Annotated in this window: 18 protein-coding genes; 2 read left to right on the top strand and 16 right to left on the bottom strand. The window is 71.6% G+C overall.

The window, feature by feature from the left end; translation table 11 throughout:
• The 3 genes from Vau01_RS61665 to Vau01_RS61655 form a co-directional block, all read right to left on the bottom strand.
• Positions 1-1,387, bottom strand: a 1,387-nt coding sequence (locus Vau01_RS61665; RefSeq protein WP_506020973.1) for a LysM peptidoglycan-binding domain-containing protein, incomplete at its 3' end; no start/stop codon positions are given.
• A gap of 211 nt (positions 1,388-1,598) precedes the next feature.
• Positions 1,599-2,906 (bottom strand): hypothetical protein, encoded by a 1,308-nt coding sequence (locus Vau01_RS61660; RefSeq protein WP_204014502.1) that lies wholly within the window; start codon positions 2,904-2,906, stop codon positions 1,599-1,601.
• A 917-nt stretch (positions 2,907-3,823) separates the two neighbouring features.
• Positions 3,824-6,328, bottom strand: coding sequence for a hypothetical protein (locus Vau01_RS61655; RefSeq protein ID WP_204014499.1), 2,505 nt, complete (start codon positions 6,326-6,328; stop codon positions 3,824-3,826).
• A 608-nt stretch (positions 6,329-6,936) separates the two neighbouring features.
• Here Vau01_RS61655 and Vau01_RS61650 point away from each other — a divergent pair.
• Complete coding sequence (locus Vau01_RS61650; protein ID WP_204014496.1) at positions 6,937-7,137, top strand: hypothetical protein; 201 nt, start codon at positions 6,937-6,939, stop codon at positions 7,135-7,137.
• Between the two features lie 167 nt (positions 7,138-7,304).
• Here Vau01_RS61650 and Vau01_RS61645 read toward each other — a convergent pair whose 3' ends face one another.
• Positions 7,305-9,407 carry an Hsp70 family protein gene (locus tag Vau01_RS61645; RefSeq protein ID WP_204014493.1) on the bottom strand — a complete coding sequence of 701 codons (2,103 nt, stop codon included), beginning with the start codon at positions 9,405-9,407 and terminating at the stop codon, positions 7,305-7,307.
• Between the two features lie 357 nt (positions 9,408-9,764).
• Between Vau01_RS61645 and Vau01_RS61640 the strand changes: the two genes are divergently transcribed.
• Entirely contained in the window at positions 9,765-11,891 is a 2,127-nt protein-coding gene (locus tag Vau01_RS61640) for an Hsp70 family protein (protein WP_204014491.1), read from the top strand.
• A gap of 310 nt (positions 11,892-12,201) precedes the next feature.
• Here the strand turns inward: Vau01_RS61640 and Vau01_RS61635 are convergent, their stop codons facing one another.
• From Vau01_RS61635 to Vau01_RS61580, 12 genes are all read right to left on the bottom strand, one after another.
• Positions 12,202-12,534, bottom strand: a complete 333-nt coding sequence (locus tag Vau01_RS61635) for a hypothetical protein (RefSeq protein WP_204014481.1) — start codon at positions 12,532-12,534, stop codon at positions 12,202-12,204.
• 157 nt (positions 12,535-12,691) lie between these two features.
• Complete coding sequence (locus tag Vau01_RS61630) at positions 12,692-13,153, bottom strand: hypothetical protein (protein WP_204014478.1); 462 nt, start codon at positions 13,151-13,153, stop codon at positions 12,692-12,694.
• A gap of 168 nt (positions 13,154-13,321) precedes the next feature.
• Positions 13,322-13,840, bottom strand: coding sequence for a hypothetical protein (locus Vau01_RS64420; RefSeq protein WP_239153096.1), 519 nt, complete (start codon positions 13,838-13,840; stop codon positions 13,322-13,324).
• Between the two features lie 36 nt (positions 13,841-13,876).
• Entirely contained in the window at positions 13,877-14,563 is a 687-nt protein-coding gene (locus tag Vau01_RS61620; protein ID WP_204014475.1) for a hypothetical protein, read from the bottom strand.
• 496 nt (positions 14,564-15,059) lie between these two features.
• On the bottom strand, positions 15,060-16,658 hold the full coding sequence (locus Vau01_RS61615; protein WP_204014461.1) for a VWA domain-containing protein: 1,599 nt from the start codon (positions 16,656-16,658) through the stop codon (positions 15,060-15,062).
• Between the two features lie 24 nt (positions 16,659-16,682).
• Positions 16,683-17,873 carry an AAA family ATPase gene (locus Vau01_RS61610; protein WP_204014446.1) on the bottom strand — a complete coding sequence of 397 codons (1,191 nt, stop codon included), beginning with the start codon at positions 17,871-17,873 and terminating at the stop codon, positions 16,683-16,685.
• A gap of 311 nt (positions 17,874-18,184) precedes the next feature.
• The gene (locus tag Vau01_RS61605; protein WP_239153095.1) at positions 18,185-18,520 is read right to left on the bottom strand and encodes a hypothetical protein; all 336 of its coding nucleotides are present in this window, start codon (positions 18,518-18,520) and stop codon (positions 18,185-18,187) included.
• A 223-nt stretch (positions 18,521-18,743) separates the two neighbouring features.
• Positions 18,744-19,085 (bottom strand): hypothetical protein, encoded by a 342-nt coding sequence (locus Vau01_RS61600; RefSeq protein ID WP_204014428.1) that lies wholly within the window; start codon positions 19,083-19,085, stop codon positions 18,744-18,746.
• Positions 19,082-20,095, bottom strand: coding sequence for a hypothetical protein (locus Vau01_RS61595; RefSeq protein WP_204014425.1), 1,014 nt, complete (start codon positions 20,093-20,095; stop codon positions 19,082-19,084). The genes Vau01_RS61600 and Vau01_RS61595 overlap by 4 nt, the downstream gene beginning before the upstream one ends.
• A gap of 214 nt (positions 20,096-20,309) precedes the next feature.
• Positions 20,310-21,515, bottom strand: a complete 1,206-nt coding sequence (locus Vau01_RS61590; protein WP_204014422.1) for a hypothetical protein — start codon at positions 21,513-21,515, stop codon at positions 20,310-20,312.
• 1,028 nt (positions 21,516-22,543) lie between these two features.
• Positions 22,544-23,656, bottom strand: coding sequence for a M23 family metallopeptidase (locus tag Vau01_RS61585; protein ID WP_204014419.1), 1,113 nt, complete (start codon positions 23,654-23,656; stop codon positions 22,544-22,546).
• A gap of 352 nt (positions 23,657-24,008) precedes the next feature.
• Positions 24,009-24,814 (bottom strand): hypothetical protein (locus tag Vau01_RS61580; protein WP_204014417.1); only part of this gene is annotated, 806 nt, incomplete at its 5' end.

Genomic DNA, 24,814 nt, shown 5'->3' with positions numbered 1-24,814 from the left:
CCCGCAGGTGGCGTCGTAGGTGGCGTCGCAGCGTGGTGATGATGGGCGGCATCGGGGTGAGGGCGGGGTCGTCGAGTCGTGGCCGGGCCGAGGGCGGTCGGGGGGTGTAGCGACGTCGGCGGCGTGCCCAGACGAGTGTTGCGGCGCTGACGAGTGCGAGCGCCAGGCCCACGCCGACCCAGCTGCCGGACGGCAGGGTGATGCCGCGGTCGTTGTCGAAGGCGGGAGGGAGGGTTGGCGTCGTGGCGCGATCGCAGTTATCGGCCGGTGACGTCGCGGTACCTCCCGGTGGCGGCGGGGTCGACGGTGCCTTGGATGGGCCTGTGGATGGGCCTGTGGACGGTGCGGATGTCGACGGTGCCGGGGCGGTCGGTGCTGAGGATGGTGACGGCGGGAGTTCGCCGGTGGATGGCGGCGCGGTGCTGTCCGTGGCGACGGGTGCGCCGGTGGCGTGGGTCCGCGGTCCGCGGTCGTAGGCGTCGGCAGGCAGTTGGTATCGCTGGCCGGGCAGGATGAGGTCGGCGCCAGCGCCGTGGCCGGTGTCGGTGGGGAGCAGGTGCCGGTTGAGGGCGGCGATCTCGGGGTAACGCTCGAAGTCGCCGAGGAACCGGTCGGCGACGGCGCCGAGCCAGTCACCGGTGACGACCTGGTACACGATCGGCGGAGCCGACTGCGCCGCCGCGGGCCGCCCGGCGCCGCCGGGCCCGGCAGTTGCGGCGCCAGCGGTCGGATGTCCGGGGGTGAATCCTGGGCGGTCACGGGCCGGCATGTCGGCGGCTTTCACCGCGGGGCCGCTGGTCGTGGAGATGATGCGTAGCGGGATGGCCGATGCGGCGTCGATGGTCGGGTCCTCGTCGTCGGACGGCGCGGGCATGGTTGCGGCGTTGACGGCAGCGGCCACGGGTGTGGCGGTTGCCGAGACGGCCACGGTGCCCAGAACGAGGGCTGACAATCCATCCGCGGCGTTCGGGATCCGCAACTGCGGCCACCGGTTGTGACGAAGGTCCGGAACCGTCGATCCGAACCCGACCATCGCCGTTCGCGGCCCCGCAAAGCTCATCTTCGCGAGCAATGTGCGGACCGTACGCGCGGCCGCGGCCGTGGCGGACAGCGCGCACGCTACCCAGGCGATCCACAGCAGCGTCGCCACTGCCGTCGTCAGCGCGCCGGGTGTCAGCGGATGTCGGATGAACAACTGCACCTCGGTGGAGGTGGGAGTCCGGTCGGGCCACGGCCAGCCGGTTGTCCGGACCAGTGCGGCGGGCAGGCCGACCAGGATCAGCGTGGTCCACGCCGCCCGCCACATTCCGACGAGGAGCCGGGCAGCGATCCGGGCTGCGGTCCGGGCTGCGGCCCGGGTGGGTGTCCGGGCGGCGGTGCGTCGCATCGGTCACCAATCCTCTCGAGGTCGTTGTGTTCGGACGCATTCGTGCCGTGGGTCGGCGAAAAGGGAACGTGGTCGTCAGCGGCTTCGACCGGGGCGGTTCGCCGGGACGCATCGCTGAGATCGTGCGTACGACAGATTGACGTCGGTTCTGCCCGGCGATGACCGGCGGGACGGGGGCGGTCGGGCGGGGGCGGCCTCGGCGGGCCGGTGGTTAACGGGCGACCTGGCGGAGGTACGCGGCGATGCCGGCGGCGACGATTGGCCAGTCATGGCCGAGTGCGGTCCGCGCGGCGTCGGTGACGCTGGCGCCGTTGCGGAGGAGGTCGTCGACGAGGCGGAGCATCGCGGGTTCTCCGTAGGTGTCGGCGAGGTAGCCGATGACGAGGTAGCCCAGGCCGTAGGTGGCGTCGGCGGTTTGCCGGTCGGTGGTGTTGATGTGGATGGGCAGGGCGCCGTCCCAGCGGCCGGCGCGTAGGTAGGCGCGGACGCTGCGCAGGCGGGGGTAGGTAGCCCGCGGCAGCCCGGTCCGGGAGATGTATTCGGCGATGCCTTCGCCCGCCCAGTCGTTGGCGGGGTTCGGTGAGGTGGGGGAGTCGGGTTCGCCGAAGAGGGTGACGACGTGACCCATTTCGTGGCGCAGGGTCGCGTCGAGTTCGTCGGGGTCGATGCGGTCCATGCGGAGCACGACGGCGATCTGGATGCTCGACATCGGGACTGCGACGCCGAGGATGGCGTCGTACCGGCCGAGTCCGTCGTGCCAGGTGGACCATTGAGCGGCGCCGGCGAGGTAGATCAGGTAGGTCGGTGGCGTGGCGGCCGGACGGGTGTAGCGGTCGACGACGGCGGTAGCCCGAACGGCAGCGGCCAGGACGGCGCTCGACCGGCCCGCCAGTGCGGCCGGCGCGGCGACGATCACACTGCCCTGCCGGTGGACCTGGAGAGGGTCGACGAGCCAGGGCGGCGGATCGACAGCGGTGTTCCATCCGTCAGCCCGGTCGGGCACGTCGGTGACGAACCATCGGCCGTCCCGTTCGATGAACTGCAACCGCAGGCCGGTCACGGCGTGGTGCGAACGCCAGTCACACGCGACGCCGCCGAGGCAATAGCGGAGGAAGACCTGTTCAGGTCGGGGGCCGGGCCGGCCGTCGGCGATCTCGCGGGGAACCCGGTACTCGAACCAGGTCACCTGCAACGCCCGCAGGGTCGAGTACAGCTGTCGGTACCAGGCCACGACGTCAGGTCGGGTCGGGTCGGCGACGTCCAGCCAGCCCGCCTCGTCGCCGGAGAGGAGGGCTGCGGCGTGGGCGCCGAGGAGACCGTCGACGCGGGTCCGGTCCACCGGCGCCGCCGACGACGATGCCGACGATGGCGCCGACGACGGCGCCGCCGACGACGATGCCGGCCAGCCCCGGCCGTCACCGCCACCGGTGCCGGTGGGCACCGAAGCGATCGCCGCCGTCAGGATCGTGACGAGGACCGCGATGCAGACGAGGACACAGCCGCCGATCCACGCCTGCATCCGTCTGGTGCCGACGTCACGGTCCGGGTCGACGGTAACGCCGGCTGCGGCGCTGTTGTCGGGGCCGGCTCCGGAACAGACTCGGAAACAGGCTCCGGGACGGGCGTCAGGTCCGGGGTCCATGGTTGCGGTGGGAGGAAGGGGAAGGTCACGACTGGGGGGCGGGTCGTTGAATGTCTGCCCGGTCATGGGATTGATTCACCGTCCTTCAGGTTCTGCGATACCGGCCGCCAGCCGGTGTCTGTAGCGATGTGCTCTGGGGCGTACTCGACGTCCGTGTACGAGGCGGTTCATCGGCCTCTGGCCTGCGCGGGACCGTCTCCGGCGAGACCCTGGTCCGACCCGTTGAGAGGTCGTGCCAGCGAGCGACCCGCGGCGGGCAGGGGGACATGGCGGGATCAGGCCGGGTGGCGCAGGCGGTGTTCCGGCTTGGTCCGAGCGGAACCCCGACGGGGGAGTCGCATGAGCCCACCCACCTTCCCGCACATTGACACCTATCTATGTTTTTGATCGGTCTGTGCCCAGGGATGATCTCGGGGCCCGGGTGGCGACTCGGACTGGTCCGACCGCCGCCGAGGAGATGTCGCTACCGGCTCGGATGTCTGGTGAGCTGAGCAGTGAGGACGCTATCCGCTGGCGCGACCGAGTCGGCTATGACAAGACGATCCAATGCTCTTACATCCACTGACAACAGCCCTGACCTGCCCGTTCTGGTTCGGCTGGTTGTCAGAACTGTCAGTGTGTCGCCACTCGGGCGGCCGCTGTCGACCACGCAGGCGTCCTCGGGACGCACCGCCTCGCTCCCCACAGGGTCGCCAACAGAGTCATCGACGAAGGCCACCGATCCGGGGAACCGGCTGTGGCTTGGCGGTGCAGCACGCCCGCGTATCGACTTGGACATCGCGCCGGCGACGGTGTCAGGGCTGGGTGTCGTGAACCGTCCTGGGCCGAGGCGACCCCGGCGTTGATCGGGTGACCGATCGTGGCACGGTTCGTGACCCTGGGCGGTTGATTGCTGATGCCTGCCCGCGAAGGTGCGACAGAGCTTCGGCGACGGTGTTGTGCAGCGATCGGCGGTGCGGGTGCAGCCACGGCCACGTCATTCCCGTGGCCAGCGTAGAAGGGTGTCCGGTTGTGGGCCTGCCGCTCCGGTTGATGGTCGGGTCTGTTCCGGGACCCTCGACCGGCCGTGTCGGGGCCTGGGCCGAACTGTCAGTGACCGGAAAGGCAGGGCTGTCCGGGATCGGATGATCCGATGAGGCGGATGTCGCGAGCCCGATGACGGCTCGCCAGTGTTCAGCCTTCTGGTCCGGGGTGCTTCGGCGGGCTGCGGCGGCGTGGTGGTGGAGTTGCCACAGGTCGACGTTGATGGCTGCCGGGTTGAGCTGGTAGCGGGTGCCGGTGCGGACGACGATCGGCGTGGCGGTGATCGCGGCGGCGGCGCTGCGCAGGCTGCTGAGGGTGGTGTGCAGTCGGGAGACGGCGGCGTTGTGGCGCACGTCCGGCCAGACAGCCTCGAGGATGCTGTCCCGATGCAGTCCTTCGGGGTGCACGGCGAGAAGGACGAGGATGTCCATCGACGCCTTTCGAGGCAGTTTGAGCGGCGCTCCCGCTGCCGTCGTGAGCCGTTCGGCGCCCAGAACGCGAAGGAGAAGCGGTTGTACGATCCGCCGACGCTGCGTGCCGCCGTCAGGAGACCGCCGGCGTAGCAGCCGTTGCGGGGCCGGGGCCCACGCTTCCGGCGCCGCAGAGGCCATTTCCCCCGACGTCTCGCGGTCCCGGAAAGCGGCCGTCGCATGAGGCGGGTCCGCAGGTGAGTCGGCGGTCCGTGTGGACGGCGATGGCGGCTCGCGAGTGCTTGCTTGGAGGGTGCTGAGGATGTCCGCACACGCCGCTACAGTGAGGACGGTCGACCGCCACTGCCCTCCGGTGGTGGTCCTATCGGCCGCGGCTGCGGCCCTGTGCGAGGGCGCGATCACGGCCGTGACCGTGGCCGTGGCCGTGGCCGTGGCCGACGGAGTGGTCGACGGCGGGTTGGGCGGCAAATTCTGGTTGCGGGGTTCACTGCTGCCTGCCGATCTGGCGTTCTGCGACGGGTTCTGATCGCGGGCCGTGTCTAGGGCGGGAGTGATCCGGCCGGCATTGTCGACGTGCCAGGTGGTGGCATACGGCCAGGGCCCGATCAGGATGGCTCCGGCGCCGTAGGGATGGCCATGGCGTAGGGCGATGGCGAGCCTGCCGGCATGTGGCGGTGAGGGAACGGCGGCGATGAGGAGCGGAGGCCTCCGCGTGCTGCCGGTGGGGAGGGCTCGGTCGGTCTCGGCGAGGATGTGCTGTTCCAGATCCGCCAGTGCTGCGGCTAGGTCCGTCATGACCACTACCTCGGGTGGGGGCAGTGTTGCGGCGGCCAGCAACTCCCAGTCGGCGGCTGTCGTGAGGACGCGCGCCACACCGGGTTGTGTGAGCAGCGTCGTAACAAGCAGGCCACGGGCTGCTTCTGCGGCGGCGGGGCCGGTCAGCCCCACTCCGCCCGCGGGCAGGAGGACCGCCGACCCCAAGGCCGCCAACCCCGTGACTGACGGCCCCGTCACCGCCATCTGGGTGGCCGCCTCCCGCGGGTCTGGAGCCGGCTCCCGATTCCGGCCGCTGCCTGTCGCGGCAGGTGGTGTGCGACCGGAAGATCGGGGCCGGGTGGCCCGTCGGAGAAGAGCGGCCATGGTCGTCGGGGTGGCCAGGCTGTCGGTGGCCGCGGCGACGGTGCGCCACACGGCGACGAGTGCCAACGCGGTGGGCAGGGTGATCCAGCTGCCGTCCGGAAGCCACCACCCCGAGGCTGGCGTATTCGGCGTCGACCCGCTCGGCATCGGCGCGTCGGGGGTCGGGCTGTCGGGGGCCAGCGTCGGGGTCGGGTGTGCACGGGCTGGGGCGGACGGGAATTGAGGTGGGCCCTGTGCCGCTGGTGCCGTGGCCGCGACGGTGCCATTGACATGGGCGACGTCCGCGTTCGACAAAGCCGTGGAGCCGGTCGAGGGAGCGGGTGCGGAACTGGCAGTGGGGGCGGCCGCCACAGCGGCAGCGGGCAGTGCCGCAGCGACAGCCCCGGCGACGCCGCCGGCGACAATCTGGATCGGCGCGCCAGGGCGTCGAGGGTTGGGCGGCGGCTGCAGGCGTAGTTGCCAGGTCGGGTGTCGGCGAATCCACACCAGCAGCCGGGTGATCTGCCGGATCACTGCGATGACGGCGGTAATGGCGAGAACTGCCCACGCGGCCCACAGGGTGTACTCGACGAGGCCGACCAACGCCCCCTCGGTCAACGGGTTGTATATCCACCGCTGCACGTCGTCGCGCTCGGGTAGCCGGTCGGGAAGCGGCCCACCGAAGAAGTGCAAAAGCACGACCGGTGCCACGGCCAGCACGATCACGGCACCCATCACGGTCCGGACCGCCCGGAAGGCCCTCATGCGCACGACCGCGTCCGGGACACCGGACGGCGCGTGGCGCCGACTCCGTGGCCCCACGCCGCAACGATGACAGCCACGAGCGCTGCCGGCGGCACGAGTCGCTGTCGGGCTCGGGATACGGATCGGGCTGGCCGAATCCCAGCGGAATTCGCTGAGCACCGGACGGGCAGAAGAACAGGTGATGAGTCGGACGGCGGCCCAAGCAGTGGGACGGGCGTCTTTGCGGTGAAAGCGCTCACGGTCATCGGGCGGAGGAGCCGCATCTCCACTGGTAGCCTCCACGCATTCATGCCTGTCAGTTGAACACGCTGACCCACGCTGATCGACCGGACCGGTTGTGCCGCAGGCGTTGGCGGCTCGGGGCGGCATAGGGCGGCACAAAGCCGCAGCCCGGAACAGCACAGCGAACATGGCGGGCGGGGCGGCAGAGATGCGGCGAGGAGGTGGGGCGGATGCGACGCTCGGGGGGTCGATGGTGGATCTGTGCGGCTGTCTTCGTCCTCGCCGCGCCGTTGCCGGTGGCGGCAGGGGGCATACTTCTCGCGGAGCGAGGGCCGACACTGCGTACTGTGCTGGTCCTGGCCGTCGGGATTGCTGCTGCTGCCGCCTGTGTGGCCGGTGTCGTCGCCGCAATCAATGTCGCAATCAATGTCGCGAGGAATGCGGTGACGGAAGCCGCGAGGAACGCCGCGACGGACCTGGCCGCCGAGCCCGGCGTTGAACAGCCGAACATGCCGCTGCTGCGGCAGGCACCTCGCGCCGGTATCTGAGCGCTGGGCCACCGATGTGGTCGGGCCTGGTCCCGATGGTTTGCTGACGGCTTCGCCATGGGTCGAGCCGGCACGGCCGGTCGCCGGTGCGGCCCGTCGCCTGCAGCGGGCAACGCCCGCCGGGAAGGGCCTCGGAGTCTGATGGTGCTGCCGGTGGGGAACAGGGGTCATGGTGGGCGGGTCCATGCCGGGGGGCGAATGGGTCCGCGGATGTGGCCGGTGCCGATCTGCAAGGCCCGGCGGAGCCACCACCACGCGACGGCGGCGGCGAAGAGGCAGATGACGGTGTTGAGGCTGTCCCGGCTGGCAGATAGGCCGAAGGTCGGGATCAGCACGGTGGCGGCGAGGATCTGGATGAGGATCCGGTCGGCGACTGCACAGGCGGTGGCGATGCCGAGGACGATGGCGCCGACATCGAGCATCAGGTCGATCTTCCACCGCAGGTAGAGCGGTTGAAGATAGTAGATGTTCTGTGCCCAGATCATGATGACGGTGCCCGCCGTTGCCAAGATCACGCACCGGTGCGGCAGTGACAGCAGCCGCACCCAGCCGTTGCGAGGTGGTGGCGCGCCACGGTAGATCATGGCCGCGCACGCGGTGGCCACGGCCGCCACGACGATGGCGGGGAGCAGGGTCCAGGCGAGGAGGCGCAGGTGCCATCCGCCGAAATAGCCGGCGGCCGCGATTGCGTACAGGCCGGCGACGGCTACCCCGGCGCAGGCACCGGCGGCTGCCCCCGCCGCCGCCGCTGTGCGCGCCATGCGGGCGCGGCGCGACGGGGGTACCCGGGCCGGGTTGACGAGCAGGTCGGGCCCGCTCGCGACGCCGAACGACACCGCCGCGACCACCACGAAAACGGCGGCCAGGGCAAGCAGCCCGTCTTCGAGGAGCAGTGGGAACCCAGGCGGCGGATCGTCGGGCCCTTCGCCGGTGCCCAACGCCAGGATGAACAGCCCCAGCGAGGCTAGGGCGGGGACGAGTGGACCTATCAGGTCGCGCATTCGCGGCGCAACCGAACCGGCTGGCATCGATACGTCGTCCGACCTGCCCGTCGATACGGTCCGCCGCAGGCTGGCCGGATCCGCTGCCCGTGGTCCCCGCCGGCTGTCGCGTCCTGCGGCCACCGGTCGGTTGGGGTCGGTGGCCCGCGCGGCGGCCAGCACGGTGGCCCGTTGCGGGTCGGGCAGTACCCGGGTGGGCAGCCCGGTCCCCGCGGCGAGCCGGTCAGCGGCGCCGGGAATGGCGGCCGTCCCGCCGACCAGTAGAAGTCCTGCGCCGGTCGCCGGCGGAACCTCAGCCGCTTCAACGGCCTGCGACACCAGGCATGCCACGACGTCGAGGACCGTGCCGGCAACGTCGGTCACGTCCGCACCGGTGAGGACCACCGACGGTCGACCGTGCGGTCCGGGCACGACCACAGCCTGACCCGCCGCGGCCGCTTCCTTCGCCGCCCGCACCGCAACCAGCATCGCCTCCGACACTGCCGATGGGTCAGACGCGTCAGAGATCTCCGCCACGTCACACACCGCCTGAGACACCGCCTGGGACACCGGCTCGAGCACCGCCCCGGACGCCGCCCCGGACGCCGCCGCGACCCCCGCCCTGACCGTTTCTCCGGCCGTTTCTCCGGCCGTTTCTCTGCCCGCGGGAACGCCGGCGGGGCGGGTGGTGTGGTGTGCGGCGGCGTTGGTCGTGACGTGGACGGCGAGGGCGTGGTCGATGCGGTCGCCGCCGGCGTCGGAGTCCATTTCGGCCAGTGCCTCGATCCCGGATCCGGTGCGGCGGACCACGCTCACGGCGGCCCGCGCGCCGAGGTCACACACCGCCACCCATTGACCCACCGACAGGTCCACGCCGTCGGCGGCGCCCGCGACCGCGACGGCAGCCGGGACCAGGACCGGTCGCCGAACGCCGGCGTGGTTGGCCGCCTCGAGCAGGCACTGCCGCCGCTGCGGCCCCCACCCCGGCGGCACCACCAGGACAACTTCGGCCAGGGCGCCGCCGCACATCCGTTCGGTCTCGTCCAGTACCCGCCGCAGGACCGCCGCGACCAGGTCCACACCGGGCAATGCCACCGCACCGCACGGCACCGCCTCGGCGCTGATCCGCCGGACCGGATCCGGCACATACCTGTCCGGATGCTCCACCGCAGCCGTGCGGGCCTGGGCACCGGTCAGCACCCGGCCCGTGTCGGACCGCAGCACCCCGCTGGGCAGAAACGGACCGCCGTCGAACACCAACTGGTGCCACCTGCGATCCGATCGGACCACGATCGCCACCGTGCGGGCCGATCCGAGGTCAACGACGAGCTTCGACCACTCCGCCCTCCGTGACCCATTCATGACCATCAGTACTACCACGGTCGACGGCGCCCGTCACCAGCCGATCCGTACCGTCGATTCGCACCAATCGGCGTGCCATCGACAACGGACCTCGCCTGCGTCGTCGGCGGCGGCGCCCGACCCGCGAACCGGTGCCGGGTCGCCGGCGGATTAGTTCGGTACGGGGAAGCGCCGCGCTGAACCCGAAAGACCGGCTCAATCGACCGGTCCGCGCGCGGGTGGTGGGCGCGACGGGATGCTGACGGACGGATCTGAGCGCGATGACTCGGCTATGACGTGGCGCTAATGGCCGGTGACGAACAGTCATCGATCGTGGTAGTACTGACGTCCGTGGATGCATCCAACGGGGTGGGCTGGGCGCGGGTGTGCATCGACCTGGGTTCGGCCCGGACGGTAGCGGTCGTATTTCGATCGGATGGCAGCTGGCAGCCGCTGCGATTCGACGGCGAACCCTACCTGCCCAGCGGGGTGTTCCGGTCCGACACGGGCCGGGTGTTGACCGGGGCGCAGGCGATCGCGGCGGCGATGACCGAGCCGGACCACTACCTCGCCGACCCCGCCGGGCAGATCCGCGCGCAGGCGGTGGGCCTGGGTGGAGACCCGGTCGCTGGGGTTGTGCTGGTCGGGGCGGTGTTTCGGCGGGTACTCGATCAGACCGAGTACGTGTGCGGAGGGCCGGTGCCCGAGGTCGTCGTCGTCGTACCGCCCGGGTGGGGACCGCCGCGGCGGCAACTCCTCGAGGAGGCCGCACAGTACGCCGGTGTCCGCCGACCCATCATGGTGCCGGCCGCAGTCGCCGTCGCCGCCCACACCGACGGTCTGGACCTGCCGGTCGCCCGATGGGTCGCCGTCTGCGATCTCGGTGCGCGGGCAGTGGTGACGGTGGTACGCCGCAACGTGTCCGGGTTCGACGTCATCGCCGAACTCGACGCCGACGCCGGCGGTGACCGCATCGACGATGCCCTCGCCACCTACCTGGCAGTGCACCATCCCCCCGCCCATCCGACCGCGTCGCACCCGCTGGTAGCACACTCAGCCGCAGCGGGCCCGGGCCCCGCCACAGCTAGGCAGGATGCAGACCCGGCGTCGGCACCGGTCACCGAACCTGGCACACGCCCCGCGGGTCCGGCCGGTCCGGTTCGCCGACCGATGGTCGAGCGGCTGATGTTGCGCACGGCGAAGGAAGCCGCCACGTCGGCACCCGGCGTCGTCGTCCCGGGGGTGAACGGCGGCCCGGCGGCGATGCTGACCGCTGCCCACGTACACGCTGCGGCGGCTCCGGTGATCGATACGGCGGTCAAGGCGGTGCGGCAGGCCGTCGAGGCGGCCGAGGTGACCGCGGAAACCGGGTGCGGACTCCTTCTGGTCGGAGGCACCGCCCGCATACCCGGACTCGCCGAGGACTTCGCCGCCGGTACGGGCCTGCCCACCCGCGTGCTGCCACAACCAGAACTCGCCACCGCGCTGGCAGCCCTCCGAGCCGCCTCCAACCCGGACACGCCGATCACCCCGCTGCGGCGGGACAGACCGGCACTCGGGAGCGTGACCTTCGGGCCGGGACGTGCACAGCCGGGACTTGCGCGGCCCGGGCTGCCGCCGTGGTCACAGCTGCTGGCACCGCTCGTCCCAGCGGTGGCCTCGGTCCTGCTGGCCGTCTACGCAACCCTCGCCGGCGAGGGCGGCGACCGATACCCAGGGCACACCTACCTGGCGATGAACACCGGCCAGGTGGCGATGGCCGCAGTACTCGCCGTAGTCGCGGGCGCAGCCGCCGGCGCCCATTTCGGTCCCGCGCTCCAACCGGTCCGACTACCCGCTCGCCGGCCACCGGCCGGGCTTCCCGTGACGGCCGGGATCCTCGCCGCCACCGGACTCGGGCTGGCGACCGGGGCCTTCTACGCCGTCGCCATCGCCGCCTACTACCAGTGGCCGTACCACGCCCAACTGCTGCGGTGGACACTCATCCCCGCCATACCGCTCGCCGCGATCATCGCCGTCGCCGCATGGCTCGTGTATAGGGGTGTCCCCGAACCGGGCATCGGCTGGGGACCAGCGATGACCATTCCCCACCCCCCGATCATCCTCGCCACCGTCGGCATGTGCACCATGACCTGGGCCTACCACCATGTTCATCCCGGCGACATCCACTGGCGCTACCTGCTCATCGCGCGATGCGGGGCACTCCTCATCGGCCTGGCCACCGCCTACGTCCTCGCCGACCGGCACCTCACCCAGACCATCGCCGCCGTGCCCCTAGGCATCATCACAGCAGCCCTCGCCGACTACCGCACAACCGGAATCCTCGCCGGCATATGGATCACCGCCGTCGCCTGCTGCTGGATCCGCCGCACCTGGCAGATCGGCACCTACGGCATACCCACCGACAATAACCACGCCAGACCCGGACGTTGAGCCGAACTGTCAGTCGAGCTGTTAGCCGAGCTGCCGGCCGCTCGACGACTTGGCGGTACGCGCCGTCGACTTCCGGTGTTGCTCCAAGTCGGGCCTACGAATGCTCCGTTGAAGGACGGGTCGAGGGCGCGGTGGCGCTGCCGAGGGGCTACTGGCCGGCAGCATCGCAGTGCGTGTAAGGGGTTTGGAGCGCTGTGGCCCGGCCGGTCAGTTCTGCGCCGACAGGGCTGTCGCCGCACGGGCGATGAGGTGCCCGGACTGAGCGGGGTCGAGCCTGGCGGCGCCAGCCACAGCAGGGCGCAGCCGGTGTTCAGGAGCCGGTTGAGGCGGTGCTGATCGGCAGGCGTTCGTCCCCGGTGAACTCGCCGTCGCTGACCCACGACGAGCAGCCGCGCCCAGCGCGTGGGTCGGCCAGATTCAGGGCGGCGTCGAGGGCGTCGACGGTGAGCGGAAACCCGGTGATGTCGTTCTCGATGTCGAACAGACGCACCTGCGCCGGCGACTGGTCGGCTTCATGATCGGGAGTGACGTAGCGCCGAAGGTGACCGTGGCGCTCGTGCCGCCAGCCCATGCGGTGGTCTGGGCGGGTGATCCACGCGGCGGACGCGATCGGGTCGCCGAATGCGGACCCCGGCGGGGACACGTCGGCGCAGATACCGACGTGGATGGGCGGCCCGCTCCGATGCCGCGGTCGTGCGACAGTCCGCTGGCACGACATGTATGGAGTGCCACGCGCCGTGGCAAAGGCGACGCGGCCGAGCGGAGGATTCGTGCTCGATTCAAGGGGCGGGCGCGGTTGGTCAAGCCGCAGCAAGGGCGGTGCCAGGGTTGCGTCTGGGCAGATGGGTTGCCACCGGCTGGCCGTCGCTGGCGGTCTGGGTGAGCCAGCCGGTGAACCGTCCGGCGTTGGGTGGTGTGACGGCGGCCCGACCGATAGCCCGGTCACGGTGGTGGGTAGCGCCCATCACCGGAGGGGAACCGGCGGGCGGCTTGGCCTGCGGCACGGCTGCCCGTGGCGCGGTCGTCGCACGGCGCCGCGCAGCCTGCGACGCCTGCTCCGCCTGCTCCGCCTGGACGGCGGCGTCACAGGGTCCGCGCTGGCCGGCGCAGCGCAGGTTAGTGCAGCAGCCCTTCGGGCCGCGCTGGTGTTCGACGGCGACGTCGAACGCGAGCCGCCACAGCATGACGTCGGTGACGTCGTGCGGGACCGTCGCGTCGGCGGACGGGCGGGGGCGGGCTGCGGTGGCGTGTCTGGAGGGCATGGGCGTCGACTCCCGGTGTTGGCCTCGATGAGTTGGGCAGCCGCCGTCACCGGTCGCAGGCGTTGGTGTGCCGCTGCCGGTCGGGCGGGCACACCGATCGACGCTCGACTCTCCCTTGCAGGTCAAGCCATCGCGATGTGGTGATCGTTCAGTGGCGGTTCGGGTGGCTCAGTCGCCGCTCGGTTCGGTCATGGTCGGTTCGGTCGTGGTCGGTTCGCCGGGCGGGGGCACTTCGACGAAGCCGAACAGGCGGGCGATGACCTGCAGTCGCCAGGTGGTGTAGCGGTCGGCGAAGCCGCGGCAGATCGCTGGCGGCGCCTCGGATGCGCTCCATATGGCAGCGTGGCGTGGCAGATCACCTACCTGCCCTCGGTGAGGGATTCGTCGACCATCTGCTTGAGCCGGACAGGGGCGAGATGCATGCGGCGCCGGGGTGGAAAATGCAGGTGCCGCACTGTCGGGCGAGCAGGCGGGTTTGCCGAGGACGGGGTCGCCGACGCTCAGCGGCGGCGGTGTTCGTCGGGTTCGGGCACGGACGCCAAGATGGTCTCTTGGAGGAACGCGCGGCGGCGCGGACGTCCACCGTGGGTCGGGAACGCGCAGCGTCCGTCCGTCGAGGTGATGCACCTGGATCAGGCGGTAGCAGCCACGGCCCTGCTCCGGGTTGAAACTCTCATCAACGATCACGGTTGCTCCTTGGGCTTTGATGTTCGAAGGGCGGCGTTACCGGCTCGGCGGCGAGAGCTGGCTGGAGCCGCCGACGAGCGCGGCGAGCAGCCGGGCTGGGACGGTGCGATCGGCGGTGATCTGCCAGTTCGGGTGGCTGTCGGAGCCGGTGCTGTGCAGGGTGAGACCGCCGTCGGCGACGAGGTCGGCGTGGACGGTGTCGCCGCCGACGGCGAGCTGGTAACGGCGGGTGGTGGCGCGGTGCTCGGTGAGCACGGCGAGGAACCCGGCCTCGGCCAGTGCGGCGAGCACCGTCGCGTCGCGGTCCGCCTGGCCCTGCGGGGGCTGTGACGGGAGGTCGTCGGTCGTCGGGGCGGTCAGGCCGACGGTGTTGAGGGCGTCGCAGGCGTCGGCGATGTCGTGGGTTGCCTGCTCGCGTTGGGCACGTACGCGTTCGCGCAGTCGCACCAGTTCGGTCAGCTGCAGCAGGTCGGGTTCGTGGGTGTCGATCGGGCCGTCGCCGATGACTTCGAGCAGGAACGTCAGCGGGCCGTCGAGCAGGTGCCACAGGTGGGTGGCGGCGGCGTGCCGGGCGGCGGCGTCGATGAGTGCGGTGACGAGGTCACCGAACATGGCCAGGGTGGGGTCCAGCGCGTCGGGTTCGATGAACCAGCCGGTCTCGGCGGTGATGGCGTCGAGGTGGTGCTGCAGCGGGAACCGCAGCGGGTCTGTGTGCTCGGGCATGCGTGCTCCATGTTTCTGGGAGTGGGCGCAGCGCTGGCCCGGCCGCAGCCTGGGGAAGCGCTGCGGCGCAGATCAACAGGGGTGGTGCGCGTCGCCGACGACGGCTCACGCCCTCAGGTGGGCCGGTATCCGCGTGGTCTGGCCGGCTGGTGGCCCGGCGAGGGCGGGGTTCACGGCGACGGGGGTGTGGCGTCAGCGCTCGCGGCGCCGGGTTGTCAACGGGGTCGAGCGGATGAGGAACAGTCGGGCGTGTCGGGGTTGTCGTGGCGGTAGTCGCGCAGCTTGTTGTCGTAGTGGGCGGGCTGGCCGCAGTGCGAGCGGTGCATCGCGACGGCGGTGTCCAGCTCGCTGCCGTCGCCGGCGATGGTGGCTCTCGGCGATGCTGTCGTCGATCGCGGTGGGGATCTGCGCGGCCCAGCCGGCGATCCGCGGGTCGGGTGCTGGCATGAGTTTCGGGTGCTCCCATCGGTGAGCTGGGTTCGATGGGTGTGCTGATCTATGCGTGGCTCAGGGCGGTGACGGCGGCGTCGGCGATGATGTCGATCGCCTCGACCGGGTTGGTGACCGTGACCGTGGTGGTGTCGGTAAAGGTGTGGCTGAAGCCGGTGTCGGCGGGGTGCAGCCACAGCACTACACAGCCGGTGCGGGCCAGGGTCGTGATGAGACGCTGCGCCGGGTCGACGTGCTCGCCGTAGCAGCCGTCGGAGACCACGGCGAGCATCCGCACGTGGGCGCGGTGGCGCAGCTGAAGCTGCTGGTCGGCGAGCTTGACCGCTTCGGTGAACCGCTCGTAGTCGTCGTCGGCCTGCATGTCCTGTACCTGGGCCGGTTTGTGCTGGGGTGCGACGAGCAGGGTGATGGCTTCGCCGAAGGCGATGGTGGTGACGGTGGCGTCGGTGCGGCGGGCGGCGTTGGCCAGGATCCACGCGGCCGAGGACATCGGCGCGGCGAAGGCCCACATGGAGCCGGACACGTCGACCAGCACCGCGAGGTGCAGCGTCGGTTTGTGCGGGGGCAGGCTGGCCCGTTGTCGCCACGGCTGGGCGGTGGGCAGCTGCCCGGCGGCGCGTTGGGCGTCGGCGGTGATCGCGGCCCGGGCCCGCAGCCGTCCGGGTGGGATCGCCGCCGGGCGGGTGGCCGGTTCGACGCTGCTGGTACGGGCCTGCTGGAGTCGGGCGGCGAGGGTGCGGGCGGCTTGCCGCTCCGCCGGGGTGGGGTCGCGCAGGGTCCAGGAGGCGGGGGCGCCGTGCTGTTCGGCGATGCGGTGCGCGGCGTAGGCGGCGGGGTCGAGCCCGGCGGCGATGGCGAGGAAGTCGCCGAGCGCGGCGGCGAGCGCACCAGAGAATTCGCCCTCGTCGGCGGTGGGTGTGGCGGGCTGCCGGGTGGGGTCGATGCCGAGGATCCGGCACCACCGCCACGCCAGCTCGATCATCGTGTCGGCGTCGGTGTCGTCGACGCTGTGGGCCTCCCGCCAGATCTGGCGCAGCTGCGCAAGCTTCTTGCGGCCGAGGACGCCGGTGACCGCCGCCCGGACAGCTTTGACGTCCTTGGCGGTGAGGATGCGGGCATCGACTCGGGCGAGGAGGAGCCCGGCGAGTTGGCCGGCGTGCCAGGCGTCGTCGACCGGCGCGTCGTCCAGGGCGATCAGGGTTTGCACGGTGTGGCGCAGCCAGCGTCGGTCGCCGCGGCGGCGGGCGCGGTGGCGTCCTTCGGCCCGGGACTCTTCGAGGAGGTCGGCGACGGCGGCGACGACCGGTGGGGTGCCGGGCGGGGTGGCCCATTGGCTGTGGGCGGCGTGCCCGGCTTCGTGGACGAGCAGGCCGTAGGCGGTGGGGACGAGTTTCTTGTGTGCGGCGCGGCGCGGGTCGGCGACGTCGGGGTCGCCGATGTGGGTGGCGTCGACCTCGACCTGGCGGATGGCCGGGTAGAAGCAGGCGGGTGCGCCGCCCCCGGCACCGAGGGCGACGACGACGGTCAGGTCGGTGCGGCCGGTCAGTTTCTTCACCTCGCGGGTCCAGGCCCGGTCCCAGTCCGCCCAGTCGGGGTGGGACTTGGTGAACCCGGCCGGGTGCAGGTGGCTGCTCGGATGTGGCATGACGTTCCTCCTTCGCGGATGCGGTTAGCGCTGTTTGCCGAGGGTCAGGGCGGTGACGGGGGTGCCGAACGCCGCGGACAGGGCCGTGACGACCGCGCCGCGGTCGTCGAGCGGGGCGCGGCCGGCGAGGTTGGCGACGGCGGTGGGTAGGCCGAGGGTCTTGCGGACGCGGGCGAAGCCGAGCAGCTCGCGCAGCTGCGGCGCCCAGGTGACCTTGCCGGCCTCCAGGTCCGTGTTGAGCGTCTGCGCGGCGGCGATCGCCGCGGCGGGGACGCCGAGGTGTTTGGCGAGGTCCCAGTCGGTGGTGACTTCGATGTGCACCTCGAACCGGGAGGCGAGGGCCTCGGTCAGGATCGCACCGTGGACGCCGGGGTTGTGGCCGGCGATGACGTAGAACCCGTCGACGGCCTCGACCCGTTCGTTGCGGTAGCCGGGGATGTGGATGACGCGGCGGCCGTCCATCGCCGGGTACAGCACGGCGAGGACTTTCGGCGGGATCAGGGTGGCGTCGTCGATGAGCAGCGCCCGGCCTTCGCGCATCGCCTGCACGAGCGGGCCGTAGACGAATTCGTAGCCGCCGTCGGGTAGCGGGATGAAGTTGCCGAGGAAGTCCTCCACGACGGTGTCGCCGGTGCCGGTGATGGTGAGCAGGTCGGCGAAGGCGGCTTCGACCATGGCGGTCTTGCCGGTGCCGGGCGGCCCGTACAGCAGGACCGGGATCCGCTTGTCCCGCAGCCGGTGCAGCACGTCGATGTCGGTAACGCCGGCGAGTTTGCGGGGGAAGTAGCGCTCGCCGTTGGGTCGGGTGACCGGCCCGCGCCGGCCGGCCCGCGATCCCCCACCGGCACCAGGAGCGGCGCGGGGTGCGGCGGGTGGCATGGTGCCGGCGGCGTCGATGCCGGCCTGGGTGATGCGGAACCGGTGGTGCGGGTCGCGACGGTGGGTGGCGTGACCGGCGGCGGCCATCTTCTTGCACACCTCGAACACCGCCCCGGAGGACGGGGCGTTGATGGCCTTGGTGATCTGCCCGATCTTGAGCAGGTCGTCGGGGTGTTTGACCAGGTACAGGGCGACCTTGCGGTACAGGTAGCCGGGTCGGTTGCCCGCCGGTGTCGCGTCCGGGCCGGTCGCAGAGTCGTCGCCGGTCCCGGTGGCCGCCGTCGGCGGTGTTGCCGGTGTCGCCGGCCCGGACGGGCTCGGTGTTGGTGTGGTCATAGGGCGCCTCGATTCGCAGAGGTCGGGGCTCGCGCACCCGTCTCCGGGTGCGCGGGCGGATGGATCCGCGCAGCGGAGACGGGTGGGGTTCCGGCCTCGCCCTGCTCGGCCGGTCGGCCTAGGGGCGGATGGCGGGTGACCACACCCGGTGGTGCCTTCAACAGGTGCAGTTCGGCCTGCCCCGTGGGACGCGATCGGTGGTGCAGGTCGGTGTCGTCGAGCCGCGATTGCCGGCGTGACGTCTGTTCGCCCCGCTCAGGCGGGTGTGTGGCAGGCGGCGATACAGCAGGCGCAGGGTCGGTAGACGCGGGTCAGCCGCGCAGCTGGACCTCGACGGTGGGGCGGCGAGAGACGGTGACGGTCAGGCCGAAGACGCTGCCGTCGGACAGCTCCAACCAGATGCCGTGGTCGAGGGTCAGCACGCTGGCGTCCGGGTAGGTGCGGGCGGTGACGGTCACCGGCTCGCCGGTGTCGTCGACCAGTACGGGCAGGTCGGCGTCCGTGCAAAGGTGCTCGAGCGTGTCGCCGCCGAGCAGGCCGGTGACGAGCGCTTCGAGGAGTTGCTCGTGCCCGAGGCTGTTGCCGGTGTACGGGTCGGTGGGGTCACACGTGTCGGCGTCGGTGCGGCGCCGTTGGTGGTGCCGCATGGGCACATACCTCCAACTTCTCGTGGTCGTGGTCTCGGTCGTGGCTCGGTCTCGGTCGTGGTTTCGGTGGCGGTGTTGGCGACGTTGCCGGGTCAAGCACCGGGTGGGCGCCGGCGCACGGCGCGCCGGTGGTGGTTCCGTGGGTGCGGTCGGCCCAACCGTGGGGCGGGGCTGGTGCGATCGTGCGTGGCCAGGAGGTCGGTGACGGGGGCGGTGAGCCGGGTCAGGCGCAGCGCCTGCCACACCGTGTTGGGTCCGTCGCCGCTGATGACGGTGCGGAACGTGTCCGGGTGCGCGTCGCGTAGGACGTCGAACGCCGCCGCTCGCCCGTGGTCTGCCAGGGTCGGACGGCGTCCCGGCGGGTGAGGTGGCCGAGGTCGAGGTAGCACGGCCGGTACACCGACAGCACCCGGCCGGAGATCTGCGGTCCGAAGGCGATGTGCGGCAGGACCGGGATGTTGCTTCGTTCCTGCCGGACGGTCAGCGGGATCCGTCCGCCGCGGCGCCTCCAGCCGCCGGGCATCTGGTTGCAGCCTTCGTCGAGGGTGTAGTCGTCGTCGATCACGCTGAGGGCTCCGGCCGGCGAGAGCCGGTACCGTGGCTGGGTGCGCCGGGCTGCGGCGGCCACGGTTTGGGATCCGCGCGGAGGCCGAAGACCGGGTCGGTGGTCTCGGCGGAGCCGCAGATCGTGCAGGTGGTGGCGGTGTCGTCGCCGAACCCGGCCATCGACGGTAGTTCCCGGTAGGTGGCCTCGTCGATGGCGCCGCACACGCCGCACCGCAGGCCGGCGCCGTCGGTGCCGTACGGCTCGAACACCGGCTCCGGGTCGGGCCCGTCGGTCTCGGCGCTCAGGGACGCCGTCCAGCGCAGTCCTGGGTGGGTGATCGGCCACCAGCCGTCAGCGTCGGCGGTGACCGGGGTACGGTCGCCGAGGTCGTCGACCAGCCACGGCTTGCGGCCTTCGAATACGGTGGTGACGACCCGGTTCGGGGTGTGGCTGCACAGCGTGTCGGCGAGCAGTTGGTGCATGACCTCGGTGCGGAACCGGGCCGGTGCGCCGCCGTGGACCTGGTAGCCCGGGCAGGTTTGGCCCTTGTACTGGCCTTGCCGGTGGTGGGAGATGAGGGCGTCGCGCCAGGTCGCCGACGCCGGTGGTGCACTGTCCCGGACCGTTCTGGTGGTGGTTGCACGCAGCCCGGCGGCGTCGATGTCGACGGTGAACCAGGCGTGACCGGTGTGCGCGCCACGGCGGAGAATGTCGCGTATCGGTTCGACGGTCAGCGCTGACCGGGACGGCAGCGGTAGCCGCACCGTCCGGGCGAGCGCCGTGGCGCAGACAGCGGTAGTGCCCGTGTCGACGGCGTCGTCCGTGGCGGTGTTGTTGGTGTTGTCGGTGCTGCTGTCGATGTGGGCGGCGGGCACCGGTGGGCTGGCGTGCAGCATTGGGGTGCCGTTGCCGGCCAGTAGCGGGCTGGGGCCGTCGCGCAGGATCAGGGCCGGCCGGTCGGCGCGGGTGAGGGCGTGTTCGGCGTGCAGCACGGTGGCGTGCAGGTCGAACCATAGACGTCGATACATGCTTGGATGCTCGCTTCCGGGTGGGCCAGCCTGGCAACACCCGCCCAGGGGAGTTGTAGCCAGGCACGGCGGGAGAATTTCAGGCAGGCCGCCATAGGCTCGGTTTCCCATGGCGGGTTGACTCGTCGTCGAGGGGTTGTTGGCTGGTTGGTGCTTCCGGCGACGGCTCTGGCAAGTCCCGGGAGCATCGGCGGTGTGCAGCTCGGCGTCAGGTTCAGGGGGCCGGGTTCGGTCGGCAGAAGGCGGCCAGTTGGCTGGCGGTGAAGACGGGCACTGGCTGGTCGTCGCTCCAGCTGCCGGCGAGGGGCCGGGGCAGGGTGACGGTGCCGGCGTCTGGGTCGTGGCTGGTCGGGGTGACGAGCAGGGCATGGCCGTCGGTGAGCAGCCACACGTGGTGGCCGGTGGCGCCGTTGGTCGGGGCGAGGACGCCGATGCCGCCGCCCAGGCAACCGCTGAGGGCGCGCAGGGCCGCGGCGAGGACCGGCAGCGGGTAGTGGCCCAGGGCGGGATGGCAGGCGTGCAGGGCCGTCTCGGTGGCCCATTCCACGATCGGTGGGGTGCCGTTACGCAGGTGCCGCGGGTCGCTGCCGGGGACGGGTTCACCGGCGAGGATCCACGGCAGCACGTGTGGGCCGAGGAGAAACCGGCCGTCGGGGTCCGCGTCGATCGTGTGCTGCTGACGATGGCCGGTGCCGGCGAACCAGGTCACCGTCAGCCGCCCGCCGTCGTCCACGTGTAGGTCTGGCAGGCCCGAGCCTGGCCGCCGCTCGGCGAGCCAGGCGTCGGTGTCGGCGATGACCCCGGCGAGGGTGTCGGTGTCGAGGCGGGCGACGATGACGCCGCGGTCGTACTCGACGGTGCAGATCTGGGCGTCCCACGCGCCGGACCAGCCGTCCAAGGACACGCACGCTGGCCGCCACCGGTGGACGTGACGTGCGGTGGCGGCGTCGCCTGCGGCGGCGATCGTCGCCGGGAGCGGTTCGGGCCGGGTCAGGCGCAGCGGGTGATGGCTGTGGCGAAGCCAGCGACCGTGGACGGTGGCCTCGTACACCACGACCGTGTCGTCACGTTCGTCGAGCAGGTACAGCCACTGCGCCATGCCGGCCTGCAACGGCTGACCGATACGCACCTGGAATGGTGCCGGCGGATCGACGTAGACGAGGCCGAGCGGGGTGTGGGTGAGGACGCCGGCGAATCTCGCTTCGGCCGTGGGGCTGGTCGGCAGGTCGATGCCGAGTTGCAGCCAGCCGTGGGTCAGCAGCCGTTCTGCCATCCGGGTCGTCTCGCCGTCGAAGGCCACCGAGTGGACTTGGCGCAGCAGGGGCAGCATCTGCTCGGGCGGGAAGCCGGCGGACACCTTGACCACCGTGGCGGTGCGGCCGTCCGAGTGCGGGCTACCCAGCAGGCAGGATGTGGACATCAGCGGGTCCTCCCTTGCGAGGGGTTGGGGCCACCGGAGGCCGGCGGCACTTGGGGTTCAGGCCGGATCGGTGGTGGGGTACGGGGTTGGTGGCGACGGTCGGGTTCAGTGGCTGCGGGCGAACCGGTTGAGGTGGTGGCAGTCCGGTCAGGACGCGGCTTGCGGCGATGCGCCGACCGGTGCTGTCGCTGGTGGCGATGTCGGGGCCGGTGGCGCCGCGACGGCGGATGAGCGGCCACGCGTGGCCCTGGTTGTCCAGGACGGCGAGCACGCTTACCTCGGTGCGGTGCTCGGCGGGGGCGGCGGGCATGAGCGGCGGTATGAGCGGCGGCGAGGTCGCCGTGGCGGTACCCGGGCCGGATCACGCCCTGCCAGCCTTCGAAGCACAGCCCGAACCCGACCAGCCGGCGGCCGCCGCGGTGCAGGCAGTTCGCGCAGCCAGGTCCGCGTGGCGGGTACGGCGTAGTTCGCCGGGCAGGCCGAGCAGCACGTCGACCGGGTGGACGTCGACCGGGTGGACGTTGACCGGGTGGACGTTGACCGCCGGGGTAGCAGGATTCCGTCGATGCCACGTGCGGTGTGACCAGGCCGGTGTCGACCTCGACCATCCAGCCGATGGGGACCTCCACGGTGGAGGCTCGAGCGACGGTGGATTCGTCGGCGCGGGTCTGGTCCGGGCGCGGGTGGTGGAGGACGCCGATCAGCGCCGGGGGCCGGTCCCAGCGGTGCGGGGCGAGCTGCGCCTCCAAACGGGTCAAGACGGCGGTGACGGCGTGGCGCAGTGCGGGGGGCCCGACACGGGGTCCAGGCCACTGTCCGGTGTGGGCACCGTCGGTGTGGTGGATCGTCAACGGGTACTCCTTTCTACCGGTCCGGGGATGCTGCAGCACCTCGACCGGCGACTACGATGGGTGAATGGCACGGGGGCCGGCGCCGACCGTGTCGATCAACGCTCGCCGCACCGCCTGGGATCAAGCCGTTCCCGACCGCATCGCACAGATGTGTCTGCGGGTAAGGAAATTCCGGGGTCAGGCGCCGAGTGGGGCACCGACGGCGGCCTGCCACCACACCGGGTCGACCGCACTGCCGGAGCTGTGGTCGTGGCTACCATCGGTAGTCAGATGGACCTCGTAGTGCAGGTGCGGTCCGGATGAGTGGCCGGAGGTGCCGACGACGCCGATGACCTGCCCGACCACGACCGGTTGGCCTTCGGCGACCATCGGGTGGGTGAGCATGTGGCAGTAGCGGGTGACCACGCCGCCGGGACTCTCGATGTCGACGTACCAGCCGCAGCCGCGGGCGAGGTCGGGGTCGCCGTCGCGGTCGCAGCCCCACGGTTGCCCGGTCCGCACATCGGTGGCGTTGCACCGCACGGTGCTGACGGTGCCGGCGGAGGCGGCGTGGATCGGGGTGCCACGGGCGGCCATCAGATCGACCCCGTCGTGGGTCGGCCGGTCGCGAGTCCGGAACCCCGAGGCGGGATCGGCCTTGAGTGGTTGGGTCCAGCCTTGCGGGCTGATGGTGATGCCGCAGGCGGCGAGGCCGCCGGTGAGGCCGGTGAGGGTCTGCACGACGGTGACGGCGTCGGGTTCCCACTGCGCGTACGCGTCGGGTGCGCCGCTGGACTGCACCGCTTGGGCGGCCTCGGTCAGCGGCAGGGTCTGCCAGTTGGGGATCGTCAGGAGTTTGTCGTAGAACTTCCCGGTCGCGTACCCGGGATCCATCAGCTGTTCGACGGTGCCCCAGCCTTGGGAGGGGCGTTGCTGGAAGAGTCCGACCGAGTCGCGGTCACCGCCGGCCATGTTGTGCAGGCTGGATTCCTGCATGGCGGTGGCGATGGCGATCACCCACGCCCGGGCCGGGAGGTGGCGGGCGACGCCGACGGAGATGATGGTGGCGGCGTTGCCGACCTGGGTGGCGTCCCACCGGTCGACCGCCGGGAACGGTCCGCTCCGTGCTGATGGCGCCGACGGTGCCGGCTGGCCGGCGGGCTGGCTGGATGGACGGCTGGTCGCCGACAGGGCCGGGGTGCAGTCGGCCGACGCGCTGCCGCCGGTGAACACCGCCCCCGTCAGCCCGGCGCAGACGAGCACGACCCCGCAGACGAGGACGGCAGCGAGCGCGAGAATCCGGCTGATCATGACGACCTCGTGGCGGCCGGTGTTCCGCCGGTCCGCGCCCGGACGCAGCAACGGATGCCGATGCTCACGCGGATGCGCGGCAGGTCCTGGCCGGTGGCGTGCAGATTCGTGGCGTGCAGATTCGTGGCGTGCAGATTCGTGGCGTGGAGGTTTCTGACAGGGCAGTACATCGAAGGACGTTCCTTTCGGGAGCAGCACGGTATTGCGGAGCAGGCCGGCAGACAGCCGCGGTGCTCAGCACGGCGGTGGCCGGCGCCGGTGGTCCGCCTCGGGCGCGCTCGGGCAGGCCCCACCCCACCCCACCCCGCCCCGCACGGCGCGGCGCGGCGCGGCTTCGGGATCGGGTAGCCGTTCAGACGTCGAGAAGGTGGTGGCTGACGAGGCCACCGTCGCCGATGTGGACGGTGACGCTGTCGCTGGCCGGGTCGAGCAGGTACAGCCACGCCGCGTCGAGCAAGCCGAAGTGCGCCAGCGGCACGACCATGGCCGGCTCGCTGTCGATGGCTGCGTCCGGTCCGATCGCGGTATGGGTGACCCCAACGCCGGCAATGACCCGCCGTCCGGTGACGCCCTGCAAATTCCGACCGTTGCCGTGATCGCCATGCCAGGATGCGGCGGCGGGTTCGGCGGCCGGTTCGGCGGTGGTTGCCGACGTCGGCACGGTGGTTGGAATGGCCGGGTCGAGGTAGCGCCAGTCGTGGGCGAGTAGCCGCGCGGCGAGGCGGGTGCTGTCGCGGCCGGCAGCGGTCCAGAGCCGGCGCAGAACCGGCAACATGACGCGCGGGTGGCCGCCAGTGTCGACGCCGCGGGCCTGCAGCAGGTCGGGTCGGTGCGGGTGGCGCAATCCGATCAGGCAGTCGCTGTCGACATAGTGCGCCCGCACGGTACGTCGCATCCCGGCAGAGCGTCGATCGTCCGGCGCAGCGGCGCAGTCATCGATGTCCTGCGGTGGGGGGATGACATGCTGCGGCGCCGGGCCGGGCGTGGCCGGGTTCGGCGCGACGACGTGCGGCGGCGGGTCGTACCGGCCGACGACGCTGTGCACGGACGGGCCTGCCGCCGCGGTGACCGGGTTGGTGGTCCGGTAGGTGGCCGGACGGGTCGTGCGGTACGTGGCAGGCGTTCGGGTGGCGGGCGTTCGGTTGTCGTTGCGGTCGT

Origin of the sequence: Virgisporangium aurantiacum, from assembly GCF_016863635.1 — a bacterium.
GTDB lineage: Bacteria > Actinomycetota > Actinomycetes > Mycobacteriales > Micromonosporaceae > Virgisporangium > Virgisporangium aurantiacum.
This window is presented reverse-complemented; position numbering and strand designations above follow the sequence as displayed.

What these genes read in the sequence shown, in the direction of transcription:
- Vau01_RS61660 (WP_204014502.1), bottom strand. Translation starts at nt 2,906, where the DNA reads ATGCAGGCGTGGATCGGCGGCTGTGTCCTCGTCTGCATCGCGGTCCTC.
- Vau01_RS61640 (WP_204014491.1), top strand. Translation starts at nt 9,765, where the DNA reads ATGGCCGGTGACGAACAGTCATCGATCGTGGTAGTACTGACGTCCGTG.
- Vau01_RS61630 (WP_204014478.1), bottom strand. Translation starts at nt 13,153, where the DNA reads ATGCCCTCCAGACACGCCACCGCAGCCCGCCCCCGCCCGTCCGCCGAC.
- Vau01_RS61620 (WP_204014475.1), bottom strand. Translation starts at nt 14,563, where the DNA reads ATGCCCGAGCACACAGACCCGCTGCGGTTCCCGCTGCAGCACCACCTC.
- Vau01_RS61615 (WP_204014461.1), bottom strand. Translation starts at nt 16,658, where the DNA reads ATGCCACATCCGAGCAGCCACCTGCACCCGGCCGGGTTCACCAAGTCC.
- Vau01_RS61610 (WP_204014446.1), bottom strand. Translation starts at nt 17,873, where the DNA reads ATGACCACACCAACACCGAGCCCGTCCGGGCCGGCGACACCGGCAACA.
- Vau01_RS61605 (WP_239153095.1), bottom strand. Translation starts at nt 18,520, where the DNA reads ATGCGGCACCACCAACGGCGCCGCACCGACGCCGACACGTGTGACCCC.
- Vau01_RS61595 (WP_204014425.1), bottom strand. Translation starts at nt 20,095, where the DNA reads ATGTATCGACGTCTATGGTTCGACCTGCACGCCACCGTGCTGCACGCC.
- Vau01_RS61590 (WP_204014422.1), bottom strand. Translation starts at nt 21,515, where the DNA reads ATGTCCACATCCTGCCTGCTGGGTAGCCCGCACTCGGACGGCCGCACC.
- Vau01_RS61585 (WP_204014419.1), bottom strand. Translation starts at nt 23,656, where the DNA reads ATGATCAGCCGGATTCTCGCGCTCGCTGCCGTCCTCGTCTGCGGGGTC.